This window comes from Sporosarcina sp. P37, assembly GCF_002109365.1.
Lineage (GTDB): Bacteria > Bacillota > Bacilli > Bacillales_A > Planococcaceae > Sporosarcina.
The window spans coordinates 1,156,871-1,172,127 of record NZ_CP015349.1 but is presented as its reverse complement, the minus strand read 5'-3'; the positions used below and the strand labels follow the sequence as shown (position 1 = coordinate 1,172,127).

Annotated in this window: 12 protein-coding genes; 9 read left to right on the top strand and 3 right to left on the bottom strand. The window is 42.6% G+C overall.

The window, feature by feature from the left end:
- Nucleotides 1–627: 627 nt before the first annotated feature.
- Entirely contained in the window at nucleotides 628–4,476 is a 3,849-nt protein-coding gene (locus SporoP37_RS06145; RefSeq protein WP_158233617.1) for an AAA domain-containing protein, read from the top strand.
- Nucleotides 4,454–5,209: a hypothetical protein gene (locus SporoP37_RS06140; protein WP_085430513.1), complete on the top strand. Its 756-nt coding sequence runs from the start codon at nucleotides 4,454–4,456 to the stop codon at nucleotides 5,207–5,209. Before SporoP37_RS06145 ends, SporoP37_RS06140 begins: the two co-directional genes overlap by 23 nt.
- A 160-nt stretch (nucleotides 5,210–5,369) precedes the next feature.
- On the opposite strand, the gene SporoP37_RS17265 is transcribed toward SporoP37_RS06140, so the two are convergent.
- Entirely contained in the window at nucleotides 5,370–5,528 is a 159-nt protein-coding gene (locus SporoP37_RS17265) for a hypothetical protein (RefSeq protein ID WP_196796864.1), read from the bottom strand.
- 232 nt (nucleotides 5,529–5,760) lie between these two features.
- On the opposite strand from SporoP37_RS17265, the gene SporoP37_RS06135 reads away from it, so the two are divergent.
- The 3 genes from SporoP37_RS06135 (at nucleotide 5,761) to SporoP37_RS06125 (ending at nucleotide 7,477) form a co-directional block, all read left to right on the top strand.
- On the top strand, nucleotides 5,761–6,045 hold the full coding sequence (locus SporoP37_RS06135; RefSeq protein ID WP_085430512.1) for a KGG domain-containing protein: 285 nt from the start codon (nucleotides 5,761–5,763) through the stop codon (nucleotides 6,043–6,045).
- Nucleotides 6,046–6,365: 320 nt separating this feature from the next.
- Complete coding sequence (locus SporoP37_RS06130) at nucleotides 6,366–6,671, top strand: KGG domain-containing protein (protein ID WP_081242821.1); 306 nt, start codon at nucleotides 6,366–6,368, stop codon at nucleotides 6,669–6,671.
- 254 nt (nucleotides 6,672–6,925) lie between these two features.
- Nucleotides 6,926–7,477, top strand: coding sequence for a hypothetical protein (locus SporoP37_RS06125; RefSeq protein ID WP_081242820.1), 552 nt, complete (start codon nucleotides 6,926–6,928; stop codon nucleotides 7,475–7,477).
- A 25-nt stretch (nucleotides 7,478–7,502) separates the two neighbouring features.
- Here the strand turns inward: SporoP37_RS06125 and SporoP37_RS06120 are convergent, their stop codons facing one another.
- Complete coding sequence (locus SporoP37_RS06120; RefSeq protein WP_085430511.1) at nucleotides 7,503–8,237, bottom strand: HAD-IIB family hydrolase; 735 nt, start codon at nucleotides 8,235–8,237, stop codon at nucleotides 7,503–7,505.
- Nucleotides 8,206–9,423 (bottom strand): glycosyltransferase, encoded by a 1,218-nt coding sequence (locus SporoP37_RS06115; protein ID WP_081242818.1) that lies wholly within the window; start codon nucleotides 9,421–9,423, stop codon nucleotides 8,206–8,208. Before SporoP37_RS06115 ends, SporoP37_RS06120 begins: the two co-directional genes overlap by 32 nt.
- Nucleotides 9,424–9,556: 133 nt before the next feature.
- Here SporoP37_RS06115 and SporoP37_RS06110 point away from each other — a divergent pair, with 133 nt between their 5' ends.
- The 4 genes from SporoP37_RS06110 to SporoP37_RS06095 all read left to right on the top strand — a co-directional run bounded on the left by SporoP37_RS06110 (nucleotide 9,557) and on the right by SporoP37_RS06095 (nucleotide 15,247).
- The gene (locus tag SporoP37_RS06110) at nucleotides 9,557–10,843 is read left to right on the top strand and encodes a CDP-glycerol glycerophosphotransferase family protein (protein ID WP_085430510.1); all 1,287 of its coding nucleotides are present in this window, start codon (nucleotides 9,557–9,559) and stop codon (nucleotides 10,841–10,843) included.
- Between the two features lie 17 nt (nucleotides 10,844–10,860).
- Nucleotides 10,861–12,207 (top strand): sodium-dependent transporter, encoded by a 1,347-nt coding sequence (locus tag SporoP37_RS06105; protein WP_085431702.1) that lies wholly within the window; start codon nucleotides 10,861–10,863, stop codon nucleotides 12,205–12,207.
- 179 nt (nucleotides 12,208–12,386) lie between these two features.
- Nucleotides 12,387–13,190 (top strand): alpha/beta hydrolase, encoded by an 804-nt coding sequence (locus tag SporoP37_RS06100; protein ID WP_158233618.1) that lies wholly within the window; start codon nucleotides 12,387–12,389, stop codon nucleotides 13,188–13,190.
- Between the two features lie 116 nt (nucleotides 13,191–13,306).
- Nucleotides 13,307–15,247 (top strand): alkaline phosphatase family protein, encoded by a 1,941-nt coding sequence (locus SporoP37_RS06095; protein ID WP_085430508.1) that lies wholly within the window; start codon nucleotides 13,307–13,309, stop codon nucleotides 15,245–15,247.
- Nucleotides 15,248–15,257: the final 10 nt, after the last annotated feature.

Genomic DNA, 15,257 nt, shown 5'->3' with positions numbered 1-15,257 from the left:
ATTGTTTGATAGAATCTTATACTTTGTTTTCCCGGTTTCATTCAGACTAAACAATCCAATTTTCAAGGGGAGTAAACAAAGAACAGCCGACAATCGAAACCTCTCGACTGCCGGCTGTCCTTCTGTTGCTATGCGGAAAATTTTATGTTGCGATTACTCCATACTGACGATGTTGTACGCTCGCAGTATACGTCTTACACTGCTTATACTTCTTTAAAGCAGTCACTTCACTTGCACTTACACAAAAAACTTCTTTCGCATTACCTGGTAAACCTGTCTTTCTGTTTGGAACCTTACAAAACAGATTCCCGAACCGAGTGTACCACTTGCCAGTAAAGAAAATTTTCCGCCAAGGCTGTGCATCTCCTCCGGAGCCGGCGTCTAAACTACCCTCGCTGTCTCCTTCAGTTCGCCTTGTATTACTAGTATACCCCGGCAAACTATTCCTAAACATCTTTTTAAAAATTAATTTTATAATTTGTTAATGTTTTTTCTTACTCGCGGTAAATGCACTTATGATCTATAATAGAGGACTGAGGTGAGAGCTTTGAACAAGGAATTAACAGGGAGAAGCATGACGGTCCATCTTGCTGAAGTACAGCCCTATCATGAAAAGAATAAACGATGATGAACCAATTAAAAACGATAGAAATGATACCTTGCAGTCTTGAGATAACGAAAAATGCCCGCAAAGGATTGGAACAATGGTTTCTGAGTGAACAGGCTTTCGTTTCTTCGGAGTCTGCTTTTGATGTATATATTGAAAAGAAGCCCGCAAACCGCATGGGAAATCAATCCTATGCGATGTTTTTTGATCCGCAGACTAATATAAAATTCGCTAAAGAAGTGCAGCAGCGCGTTGCCGTGATGGAATGTGTGCTGAAACCGGATGGTCTGGTTGCCACCGGTTTTCATGTCAGGGGAGCGAGAGAACCTGTACAGACGAATCGGCGGCTCCAAATGGCAGTGAAGTTCCGGCTGAATCGGGCCGGGGTTGCATTGCCCATCGAGTTTTATACGAAGCTGCGTGAATTACCGGTTGCGGAAGAACGTTCTGAATATGTAAAAAAGCGAATCGAAAGCTGGGAAGGCTATCTGCAAATAGCAGAAAAGAATGCAGATGTGGCGGATATCAGCTGTTCGTTTACACAAGCGAGTTTCACAAGTGACTTCACAAAACTTCGCCTGCACTGTAAAGATCTCCAGACAAAGAACTGGCAGCAGCTGCGCGGCTTCAGTGTGAAGATGAGTGAACTGTCTGCTGAAATTGGCCAAATTGTCGATGTACAAAAAGCACAGAAAGTGATTATTGTGGAACTGAATCAGCGATTTCAAAAAAAAGCGCGTTCAGAACAATGGCTGCCGACACGAAATAAAGAGCTGGTACTTACAAATTTTGCTGAATTAAGTCAAATCCGGCGACTGCGAAAAGGTTTTAAAGATTTGCAGGACGGATTGGCCGCGAATGCAAATCTGGAAAAGGTTTTATTTGAAGAGCGGCCGGTTGTGCAAATTACAAATAAACAGCCGCAGCTGGAATTCCACAATAACTTGAATGAATTTCAGCGTGAAGCGGTAACAGGTGCGATGAAAGCTCATGATTTGTTTGTTATACAGGGTCCGCCCGGCACAGGGAAAACGACGGTAATTTCGGAAATATGCTATCAGAACGTCAAGGCGGGCTTGCGGACACTTGTCGCATCGCAGTCAAATCTCGCAGTCGATAATGCGCTTGGCCGGCTGCTGACAGATCCGGCAACCCGTATTTTGCGTTATGGTCGGTCTGAGAGTATTGAAGAAGAAGGCAAACGCTTTATGGAGGAAAATGTTGCACTGCATTGGCGCAATGAAACGATGGAAGCTGTTCAAGCCACACGTGCAATGTTTCAGACAAAGGAATCAGAATTGCAGGAACGCACTGAGCATTTAATTGCCTTAATTGATCAAAAAATAGAACGGCAATCGGCGTTAATTGAAACCAGGCGCGCGCAGGACGCCGTAAAAGAAACGCTGAAGAAGCTGACGTCAGATTCTGTATCGGGGAAATCTTTGCTGGATCGATCTCTGCGGAGAAGGACGCATAAAAGTCAGGCTATTCATCAACTAGAGACGGAAATCGAACAGCAGTCAGCAGAAATAGAAAAGCTGCGTCTTCAGTTAGATTCGCAGCCTGACAAAGAGCAGCTGTCTGCACAATTGGAAAGGTCGCTGGAAGAGCAGAAACAATTGAAGCGGATTCAATTATATATAGCATGGCAAAATGAACAGCAGCGCAATTCACTGGAACTGCAGGAGCTGGAAAGAGCCTTGCAGAAAGATTCCGGATTGGAACAATCATTTCAAAAAGCGCATGATGAAATTATCACTAATAAAAAAATGCAGGCAATCCAAAACATATTAGCTGAACAAAACATCGAATTGCCTATCCATATCATATTGCGCATCAATGACTTGCAAAAAATCATCAAGTCCATTGAAAGCGGAGAGTATACGTATGAATATCAAGTATGGAAAGAGCTGCACGACCGTTTTCAGACAGCGATTCAAAAGACCGAAACCCTGCTGCAGACTCATCGCTACCCTTTAGAAAGCATTACCGCGCGTTCGACAGAAAACTTCGGAACCGTTCAGGAAATGCACGATATGATTGATCGTCTGGGTAAATTTTTAATTAATCCGTATACGAAAAAAGTATTACAAAATAAAGAGATTTCATCCGCAAAGACAGAAGTGCTGCAAAAAATTGCAAAAGGAATGTCATTGTTTTACGGAAAAGAAAAAATAGCAGGCGATCAAGTAGTGAAACTCAAGCAGCAACAAGTCCAATCTGTAATTGAAGTGTTTGCTGAAGTAAAGAATGAAATCCTTGTTTTTCTTCAGAGTGAGCTGCAGCAAATGCAAAACCATGCGCATCAAATAAAAATGCGAAGTCAGAAGCTGCACACAAAAAATGAAGAGCTGAAAGATCATATGAATGACTGGATGCAAGAAAATAAGCCGCCTGAAAAGCATTGGCAACAAGAGCAGCTGACAGAAGAAATTTCCCGGCTGGAGACGCATATTCAGCATTGCAGACAGCAGATGAGAAACTTGACGCAACTGACCGCATCAATGACGACTTCTGAGCTAAAGCGTTCACAAATAAACCGCCGGCTGGATGAAGAGAAATCGGAAATGGCTGCAGAAGAGAAAAAAGTGCAGCAACTTCAAACAGAGTACGATCAAATGCAGGAGGAAATCCAAGAGCTGACCATTCAATTGATTCCGGATATAGAAAAGCAAATAGAGCAAATTGAAGAGGATGTAAAACAAGCACAGGAGCAACAGGCTGCAGTCGCGAAAGAACAGCAGCAATTGCCTGTCCTGCAGCAGCTTCAGGCCCAGTGGGAAGAACTGCTACAAGAAGCTAATGAGTATGATCTTGATGAAATCCGCAAACTGTATATTGATCATGCAAATGTCATTGGCACAACTTGTGTCGCTTCCGCCTCTAAAAAGTTCATGGATGAATATCCTGTATTCGATGTAGTCATTATCGATGAAGTATCAAAAGCCACTCCGCCAGAGCTGTTGCTGCCGATGCTAAAAGGTAAAAAAGTTATTCTCGTCGGTGACCACCACCAATTGCCGCCACTGGTCGGGCAGGAAACGATGGATGAACTGGTGGATCAGCAAAAAGACCCGGAAATTCAGCGGGAAATGAAGAAGCTGCTGAATGAATCATTATTTGAGCGTCTGTTCCGAACGCTGCCCAGACAAAATAAAACGATGCTCAGTATTCAATACCGTATGCACGAAGACATCATGAAAACCATTGCGCCATTTTACAAAGAAGGCAATTACCAATTGCAATGCGGACTCCCTGATTCAGATCAAATGCGAGATCATCTTCTGGAAAGCAGTACAATCACAAGAAACGATCATTTGCTGTGGCTGGATACACCAAATACACCGGCTTTCTTCGAAGACCGGGTCAAAGGCGGCACAAGCCGTTTCAATGAAGGTGAGCTGGCAATTGTCCGGGATACACTTCTGGATATCGAACGGGCAACAGCACATGCAAAACAGGCAGGCCTGATGAAACCTGACGAAAAGAAAAGTGTGGGTGTCATCAGTTTTTATGGCGAACAGGTGAAACGAATCGACCGCCTCATTCAGCAGGAGATTCGGCCGCAGCAATTATACTGCCGTACTGGTTCCGTAGATAAGTTCCAAGGCATGGAAATGGATATTATCATTTTAAGTTTTGTGAGAAATCACGGGGAAAAAGGCGGGGAGATCGGATTTGCTAAAGACTACCGGCGTTTAAATGTAGCGTTATCGCGCGCAAGAGAACTACTCATAATCGTTGGAAGTTCAGAAATGTTCACTGTCAGAACGAAAAATGCTTCAACAAGGGAAATGTATAAACAACTGAAGAAAGTTGTAGAGAATCAAGGCGGTCTGCGAACAATTGAACAGACAGAAGGCAGGTGAGGGCGTGGATTCACTTCGAAAAAAGCTGCAGCAAGAACTGGAAAAACAGTCAGATATACAAATTTTGCGGTCAGACAGCTGGGGATTGCCGGTAGATGTGCTGACGATAACCTATACTACTGTTACACGTACCGTGATGGATATTTTAATGAAAATGATCCTTTTGACAATCCAGAAACTTGAAGTATCTGATTCCAAAATGATCGCAGAGTTTCTTGCCGTAGATCCGTTATTCGCAGAAAATTTGTTCCGCAAAATGCAGGCGGGGAAAATGATTGAATTACGAAAAGGACACTTTGAATTGACGGGGATAGGGGCGGCACAGCTGCAATCTGGAATTTTTGAACATCCTCCTGAAAAAGAAGAGAGGAAGTTCTATTACAGTGTGTGTCATGATAAAATCTTGTGTGAAGAGCCAGAGAAAGTCTTTACATCAAAACTAAAACCTTTCCGGCTCGCCGCCGAACAAAAAAATAAAGCGGCTGCTTTGGAAGATGAACAATTACGTACAGCGCTTCTCGCTGCCGGCGCTGAAGCTGCTGAAGGTTCACTGCAGAAAGTTGTCGTTCACATTGATAACCCGCAAGTGACAATGAACCAGCAAATTCCTTGTGTGGAGTTTTATGTATTCAATCGTACAGAAAACTCCCGCTTCACGAGAGTGTGGAATACTCTGACTGAAGAATGGGATGAACAGCTTGAAAAACTGATAGATGAGCAAATCCTGCCTTAAGGATGAAAAGCCCAAAAACAAAGGATAGTTATCCATCCTGTTTTTGGGTTTTTCAGTGATCAATTAAAACAGTTTTAGCAACATATCAGTTTTCAATCCATGGATCATATCAGATGCATGCGAATGAAAAAACAACCCACCATATGATCACACTCACACATTAGGATTTACGCTTGTTTTGTGCGGGGCTTTTTCGTAATTCCGCCAGCTCCCGTGCGATTTCTTCTTTCATATCACGTGCAGCGATCTTTTGGTTTTTCGGTGTCTGCGGTAAAGAGCCAGACGCATTACTGCCGGTTTTATGTTCATCACGTCCCATATGCCATGCTCCTTTCTGTCAGTGCGTTCTTCAATAAGTTGGTTTATTCCGTTGAAAGTATACCTATTTCCAAAGCGGCTTGTAAGGAGAAAATAAAAAATAAACAGTGTCTTTAACTCCATGAATCTTTCTGTCATGCAATTGCCTTAAGGGTGTCTGGTGTTTAGCAAACAGCTGATTGGGAATATATTCACTAAGCTTCGTAAATCGAATATTAGGAGGAATACTATATATGACTAACCAGCGCAGCACTGAACAAGAGAAGAAAATGACTTTGGAAGAAGCGGGACGTAAAGGCGGACAGGCAACTTCTAAAAAACATGACAAACAATTTTATGAACAGATCGGGCGGAAAGGCGGAAAAGCTACAGCCCAAAAGCACAGCAGCGAATTTTATAGAGAAATTGGCCGGAAAGGTGGAAAAGCGACTTCCGAAAAATATGATAAACAATTTTACGAGAAAATTGGCCGCAAAGGCGGGGAAGTCAGGGCGGGCAATCGTACGAACAAAGTGTAATCTGCCTGATTTCAAATAGTAGGTACAGGATAAGGGTTTTAGATATCTTTAAAATTAAATAGAGCAAGAAAAGCCGGGGTATGCCCGGCTTTTTTGACGGGTTCATCCCGCTATATTTAGAATAAAACCACTAATCCTGCATTCTGCAAATAATGATCGCTTTCTACTAAAAAAAGAGTATCTTTCAGTGATTTTCTAAGACTTTATTACGAAAATGAAAAAATCACAAATTTGCTGTTTTAATTTTTGGATGGTGGGAATATATCCAATAAGCTTGTCGACGAGCTAAAAATGATTATTGGTATAGGAGGAATTTAAAAATGGCTGACCGTAACAATCGCAACAACAATGACCACAAAATGAGTCACGAGGAAGCGGGACGTAAAGGTGGAGAAGCTACCTCTAAAAATCATGATCAGGAATTCTACGAAGAGATTGGACGCAAGGGCGGAGAAGCGACCGCTGACAACCACGGCCAGGAATTCTACGAGGAAATTGGCCGTAAAGGCGGAGAAGCTAGAGCTGAACAGAATAATTCAAACAACAACAATAATGGCAAAATGAGCCGTGAAGAAGCTGGCCGTAAAGGCGGAGAAGCACGTGCCAGACAACGAGACAATAATTGAAAGACTGCAATAGTATAAATGTAAAATTTAGGTAAATAGTGACATGACAAACACTCTTGAATTGAAACTTCAATTCAAGAGTGTTTTTTGGTGAAATAGGTTAGTGGTTTAACATATTACTGAAAATTATATACGGTGATATGTCATGTAATCATAGTGGATATTGAAAGTAACACTCTGCGGCAGTATAATTCGTATAGGAAGAATGAGTAATAATAGAAATATAATCAGAAGAGAAACAAGGGTGTATGGGGATGAATAATCAGGCGCTGCCGCTGCATATACGGCAATGCATTGCTGACGTTATGAAAATAGTCGGTATGAAAGAAGAGCTTCGTGAAGTTCATGATGGGATCAATATGAGTTATAATTTTATAGGGAAATATATCGGATATGATGAGGAACGGTTACATACTGCTTATGAAGAAATGGCTTCTCTCTTTTCATTTGAAACGTATGTACAAACTATTACATTGCATGAGTTAGGCCACGCGATAGACTTGCCGGCATTGGAGGCATCCTTAGCAAGAACTATTGAAATATTCACTATGAAAAAAAGTCATACTAAAGAAGAAATTCTGCATACTCCTGAGCTATTGAAGATACTCATTGAGGAAGATGAAATGAATTTGGCCTTCGAAATAACGGCGTGGAAAAATGCACGCAGGCTGAATAGCCGTTACGGGGTAGTTAATCCGGCTGATTTCCATGCAATTGAAAATACTAGTCTTGCTACGTATAAAACATTGTATCATAAAAAATTACATGCTTATCGACAGCTGATTAATCAAAATATTGCACAATAAAAACCAATTGGATGCCAATTGGTTTTTATTGTTGAGCTGCAGGATAGAAGTGATCCCAGGCTTCTTTTATGCCTGCTGCATAATATTCAACAGCCCGGTACAGCAGCGTGTGGGAAGGTAACTTGGAAAGCTCTTCCTGAGCGTTGCCGACAATGACGGCAGGGTACCCTAAAGTCAGCATGTCGACATCGTTGCCCGAATCACCTGCCAGCAAAATTTTTACATCATTTTTAGCGTATTTTTGCAGAACATATTCTACTGCTTTTCCTTTCCCGCTGCGTTCTGGCAGTATGTCTAAATCACAGCCCGAACTATAAACGAGATGACAGGGAATGTTATGAGCATAGAGTTTAGCTTGAATGGCTTGTACGATATTTGACTGTCTGGAGCGCACTGTAAAAGAAATACGTTTTTGATGGGGCAATTTCTGCCGTACAAGTGCGGGTGTATTTTTGGATATTGATAAAACATCTTCAGGCAGCCACGTTTCATTTACCCAAGTGGCCCATGTTTTATCTTCAGACCAATCAGGAGCATGGTAAATAGCTGTTCCTACGTCAGTGATCAGGATATCAGGCGACGGTAATTTTTCTTGTTGGATGAGCGAAAGTGCTGAATTCAAATGTCTGCCTGTTACATATATCAATCCGGGATCGAATTCCTTCTCTTTATAAAATGTAAATAAATGTTTCAGCGCTTCTGGATCACCTACTAACGTGTTATCCAAATCAGTTGCCAGCAAGTATGATTTTCGTATCATTGGTAACTCCTTTATAAGCCTTACTCATTTTAATAGCCAGTACACTCCAGTCAAATTCCTGCTGTGCATAAGCGATGGCTCTCTGTTTGAGTCTGTTCGTAAGATGATTATTATTCAGTAAAGCAGACATGGCATGTGACAGCTGGACTGGATTACGGGGTTCCACATGCAATCCAGTTACACGGTGTTTCACGACGTCTTTCAGTCCGCCCACTTTTGAAGCGATAACAGGGCTTCCGCATGCTTGAGCTTCCGCGGCAACCATACCAAATGATTCATAATAGGATGGAACAACAGTTGCGATGGAGTTAGTAAATAATCGGGCAAGTTGTTTTTGATTTTGTGGGCCCAGAAATCTTACTCTGTGTTCGAAACCGTCAATTGCCTCACGAAGCTTACGGCTGTTAGGTAAGTGGCTCTTAGGGGAGATGCATGATTCGCTTCCGCCCGCAATAATCAGCTTAGTACAGTCTGTGGAAGGTCGACCTTTCATAAACAGTTCAAATGCCTCCAGAAGAGTATAAATACCTTTTGTCGTTTGCAGTCTGCCTGCGAATGCAAAGTAAGGTGAAACTGTAAATTTTGGCTGGGTCGCTTGAAACGCCTTATCGACCCCTATAGGGATAATTTTTATAGGAGCGGGATTCTCAATGAATTCCTTAATCAGCAGCTTTTCAGATTGAGAAGTTACTACGATCAGATCTGCTGAAGTCAGAATCATTTTTTCCGTGAGAAGGCGGAGTGCTTCCGAGCTGCCTGTTGCTTTCTTTTTTGCGATGCCCAGCGAGTGATTCGTGTGAACCCAGGGAAGGCCCGTCTTTCGCTTAATAAGCGAACCGATAAGCCCCGATAACCAGTAATGAGTGTGCACAACATCATAACCAGTAAAATGTATCGTATTCGACATTTCGTCAAAAAACTCAGGAATCAGACGATACATCTCGTTTTTCGGTATAAATTTATGTTTTCCTGCAGCAAATCGTATGACTCGGCAGGCGGAACCGAAATATTCAATTTGGGGAGTGTCCATGCTATTCCAATGCGTCACAACATCTACTGCATATCCTTCTTGCTCTAAAGCTAAAGCCAGCTGTCTGACATAGTTGTTTTGGCCGCCAGCCTGTTGGCTGCCTAGCGGTGCCAATGGATCACCATGATCGGAAATGAAAAGTATCTTTCTCATCATGACTGTTATCTCCCTTCTGCTTTTTTCGATTTTTACAGCTGTATTCTTTTACCCTGAAAAACTGATGGGGAAACATATATTGGTTTATTGTGTAAGAAAATAGGGAAATAGAAAGAGCATTGGAGGTGGGTATATGCGGCTGAAAAAATATCGTGCATGGGAGACGGGATGGATCTATGTAAAAATTTTACTGGCTTATATATTGGCTAAACTGTTCTATCGTAATGATCATGATACCATTCTTCTGATTGGCGGAAATCTCGGAGAAAAATATGAAGATAATGCTGCAGTATTCCATGAGTATGCTGTGAACAACTTCTCTGATCAAATGGATATTTACTGGATGTATGATCCGCGATTTGATTATATAAAAAAACATCAGATTCCGAAAGCTGTCCCTCTTGGAAGCTTCCAAAATTATTTACTGTTTTTCCGAGCCAGTTATACTGTTCATGGGCATTCTATTATTTATGATTTAGCGCCTTATATAGATAAGTTCATTTCATTAAATAAAAAAACGGTAATGTTGCATATCAGTCACGGCATCGAATGCTTTAAGAAAATTTTAATCCAAAAAGAAGATGTACCTCTGCTGGAAAGATGCAATTACTTTAATTGTGCTTCGGAGTATGAATATTCTATTAAGCGTTATGAGTGGGGCATACCTGATGATAAGCTGGTTGTCACAGGCATGGCGCGTTTTGACCGTCTTCTTCCTGATCATCCTCCAACTGAAATTAAGCGCTTGTTACTAATGTTCACATGGCGGGAGTGGCTGTTTGATTTGACGGAGGAAGAATTTCTGAGAAGCACATACTTTCAATCCACTGCAAAACTTTTAAAAAGTGACAGGCTGCAGCGGATTGTACAAGAGCAGGAACTGGAGGTAAGGGTTATTCTGCATCCTTTCATGAAACGATATGAAAAGCACTTCAGAAAGAACGGTATTATAAGCGGCAAGATATCTTTTTTCAGCTTTGATGAAATACTGATTATGCAAGAGCTTCAAGATGCAGATATGCTCATCACAGATTACTCCAGTATTTGCTGGGACTTCATATATATGAATAAACCTATTATCTTCTACACTTTTGACCAGGAAGAGTTTTTAGCTAATCGGGGGTCTTATCTGAATCTGGATACCGATCTGTTTGGTTATAAAGCGCGCAATCAAGATGAGGCTCTTGATTATCTTGATACTCTTATTAGAGAAAAGAGATTTGAAAATCCGTTCTTTAACAAGGCGACCGAGTATATCGATTTTTTCGATCAGCGCAACTGTGAACGTCTGGCCAATGCTCTTTTTGGCGAAAACATTGTATGGAAGCAGATGAATCATCAAAAGGAATCTGAACACGAAAACCATTTTCCCCTTGTTTCTGCTGAAGCAGTACAGTATAACTGTAATAAGCAGAAGTAAAGAAAATGGGTGAAATTATGGAACGTCGTAAAGAACAATGGTCATCAAAACTTGGATTTATTATGTCCTCTGCGGGAGCAGCAATTGGACTTGGAGCAATTTGGAAGTTTCCGTATGTCACGGGAATGAGCGGCGGTGGAGCGTTCTTCTTGCTGTTCGTAGTCTTCACTGTCCTGATCGGCTTGCCGATGCTGATCTCGGAATTCATCATCGGAAGGGGTTCCGGCAAAGAGGCGGTCAGCGCGTATAAGAAGCTGGCCCCGTCAAGCGCCTGGCCATGGATCGGTAAGCTCGGCGTGGCAGGATGTTTTCTCTTATTATCATTCTACAGTGTAGTAGGCGGCTGGGTATTCGTGTACAGCGGTTTGGCTGTAGGCGGCAAAATCATTAATGAAGGAGCCTCTTATTCGGAACAATTCGGTTCGATTGTCGGTTCCCCCGTAACTACTTTGATCGGTTTACTGCTGTTTACGATGATTAATGTGCTGGTCGTATCGTCGGGTGTCCAGAACGGAATCGAGAAGGCAAATAAGTATATGATGCCTTTATTATTCATCTTTTTCATCATTCTCGTTGTACGTTCATTGACATTGACGGGCGCGATGGAGGGGGTTTCATTCTTCTTGAAGCCTGATTTCTCGAGCATCACGAGAGAGTCGGTGCTGTATGCGCTCGGACAGTCGTTCTTCTCGTTAGCGGTCGGATTCTCATGTATGGTGACATACAGTTCATATTTGAAGAAAGATGTCAGTCTGACATCATCAGCAACATCTGTTGTCGGAATGAATTTGTTTGTGTCGCTTTTGGCGGGACTGGCAATTTTTCCTGCAGTCTTCGCTTTCGGTCAGGAACCGGCAGCAGGTCCGGAGCTGTTATTCATGGTCTTGCCGGCAGTATTTTCACAACTTCCGTTCGGACAGCTCTTTTTGGCATTATTCCTCATTTTATTCTTATTCGCAACGCTGACATCTTCGTTCAGTTTGTATGAGATTATTGTGGCGGCAATGACGGAAAGCGGCAGACGGTCTCGGAGATCTGTGACGTGGCTGATTGGGGCAGTGGTTTTCTTTGCGGCGATACCTTCCGCATTATCGTCAAGTGCACTGTCCGGAATAATGATATTTGATAAGAGTGTATTTGATGCAACAGACTATTTGGTGAGTAATATTCTATTGCCGGCGGGCTGTCTGCTGATTGCACTGTTTATCGCCCATAAGATGGACCAGGTGCTTGTCCGAGAACAGTTTACGCTCTATCATACAGAGTCTGCTGGCCTTTATCCGTTATGGCATTTTTTAATGAAGTGGATTGTGCCATTGACGATTATTATTGTGTTTTTAAATACGCTCGGTATTGTGAAGTAAAGAATATTTTATACTTCTCTGTCTAATTACGATTGATAATTGGTATATGCATGAAAGCTCTCTGACAAAGGGGGCTTTTTTGCATAAATCTGATGAGTGATTTGACTTCCGGCTTCTGTCAATATATAATACCTATTAAACATGTTGGAATAATATATATTGACGGGAGTGGAGAAGGAATGCAAAAGATGATCACGATTCGTTCTGGTGAAAACAATTTATCAGGTGCTTTGCATCTTCCTGAATATAGAAAAGAAAACATCCCGCTTCTGCTATTTGTGCATGGTTTCGTTGGCAGTAAAGTAGGAGAGCATCGTTTGTTTGTGAAGGCGGCACGCTATTTTACGGAGCGGGGCTACGGAGTGTTCCGCTTTGATTTCAGCGGCTGCGGGGAAAGTGATGGGGATTACTCGGATGTGACGCTAAGCAATCAGCTGAAGGAAGTACGGGATGTGGTGGATTATCTGAGTGCGATCAAAGGTATCGACAAACATCGCATTACACTGGTCGGTCATAGTCTTGGAGGTGCTGTAGCTTCATTGACAGCTGCAGCTGACCATCGTATTAAAAAGCTAATCCTCTGGTCACCGGTGGGGGCGCCATATGAAGATATCACTGGGATTCTTGGAGCAAAAGCGGTTCGTGAAATTGCAGCGACAGGAAGTCATGATCATCATGGTTTCATGATCAGTCAAACGTTCTTGAAAGATTTGAAAAAACATCATCCGATCGAAGCAGTTCGTTCATTTACCGGACATGCACATATCATTCATGCAAAAGCGGATGAGCAGATACCAAAAGAGCATGCGTTACGGTATGCTAATTCGTTCAATAAACGCAAAACAGCCGCTACGGTTCGTGAACAGTATATTGATCAAGCTGATCACACTTTCTCCAGCTATGCCTTTGAAGACGAATTATTTGCAAAGAGTGCGAAATGGCTGGAAGGCGACATAGTGAATCAATTTGCTCTTCAACTATAAAATAGCAAAGTATCCTGTGGCGTGAAGGCGCAATGGGATATTTTGCATCAGTTTTAGTTAGCAAGTTTACCGTGAATTCTTGAAGGGAATAGTTCGGTAAAGCGAGGGAATCCACTATGATGAATCGAATGAACGTCTTCATTATTATTTTTATCACTATGTTAAGTACAACAAATGAACTGTCTGTCCAGGCAGCGGAACCGACTGGAACTATCAGCGTCGTATCGTTCGACGGATTAGGTCATATGGATGCGGAACGTTATATGGACAAGGGAGTTATGCGAAATTTACAGAAGTTCCAGCAAGAAGCAGCCTATGCAACGGATTTTGTTACGGTCACCCCGTCTTTGACCGCGCCGTCACATGCCGCAATGGCAACCGGTGCAGGCCCTGCAAAAACAGGTATTGTCAGTAATCAGTTTCATTCTTCAGGTGAAAAAGTTAAGGATGATCAGAGCGGATTTTCACAAACACTTGGAGTCACGCCTATATGGAAGGAAGCGAGGGATCAAGGCAAAGTGACGGCCACTGTTGCTTTTCCTGACTCGAATCCGGATAACGCTTCTGCTGCGACGTATGCAGTTTATTCAGGCGGCACATTAGCGGACTCGGAGCTTCATGACCTAAGCTTTTCACCCATTGAAGATGAGCGGGCAGAACAATTATCTTCGGGCTCTATGGATGTTGAAGAAGCCGTAATTTCATTGGATATTAAAAATTCTCCGTCACTGCAGCTATATGTGTTAAGAACGGATGAACATGAACCAAAGTTTTATCTGTCCATGAATCAAAAGGAAATTGGAGAAGAAATTTTTGTGGAAGACTGGGTTGCGGCGGCATTGGACGTGCCATCATTGGACAGTGCCGGTTTTTATATGAAACTTAAGAAGAACCCTGATAATAACGAAGAGTTACAGCTGTTTCAGGGAACTGTAATGGGCGGCCTTTATAGGGGGCCGGGTAAGTTCGCCGAAGATATTGACGAGCGATTTGGGTTTTACCCTGCTGCTGACGAGCTGACCGCATTTACGAATGGAGACATTACAAGGGAAGAATATGAACAGGCAGGAGAACGGTTTACTGACTGGGTTACGGATGTCAGTTTGTATATTAAAGAACAGTACCGTCCTGACTTGCTGTTTTATTATTACCCTGTAGTAGACAATGAATTGCATGAATACCTGCTGAGAGAGCCAGCCCAGCCTGGGTATGTGACAGCAAATATACTGGAGAAAGAGATGTATGTCAGCTGGGCGTTCAGTCAAGCAGACCAGGCGATCGGGAGAATCTGGAACAATATGAATTCGGAAGACCATTTATTCATCGTATCAGATCACGGACTCGAACCGATTCATACAAGACTGTCGCCGAATAAAGAGCTCGAAAAGGCTGGTTTACTTGTAAAGGACCAGAATGGAGTAATAGATCAGACGAAAACGAAAGCTTATGCCGAAGCAAGCGGAACGATAGCACATGTGTATGTGAATTTAAAAGGCCGGGAAAAAAAGGGGATTGTCGAACCGGAAGAATTTGATCGAGTGAGGAATGAAATCGTTTCAGTATTTACTGGCAGAACGGTGTTTTCAAGTCTAATACAAGATCCGGAAGAAACAGCCCATCCGATATTGCGCTGGCTCACCGGTTCATCCGATATTGCGTATTCCTATCCTGGCATCCTCTTATTATCTGACCGCAAAAAAGGGCAAGTCTCTCCATATGAAAAAGTGTGGGTGGCAGGGACTGAGGAATATGACGAAATACACAATGAGAATAGCGGGGACGTGTTTCTAACTGCTGCCCCGGGATACTTGATGGGAAAAGATGCGAAAATTGCTGTTGAACCAACGCAGGAAATGGGGAGTCATGGAGGAGATCCTGAACGTCCGCGTCTGCGGCCTATTCTATTTGCAGCAGGCCCAAAGATACCCCCCGGCGAAATAACGGATCGTATTAGTATGACGGATATAGCACCAAGTTTATATAAATTATTAGATTTACAAGCGCCGGATTTTGTAGATGGAAAGGCAATCTGGCAGCGTGAATCAATATACAAGTGATAGAATAGAT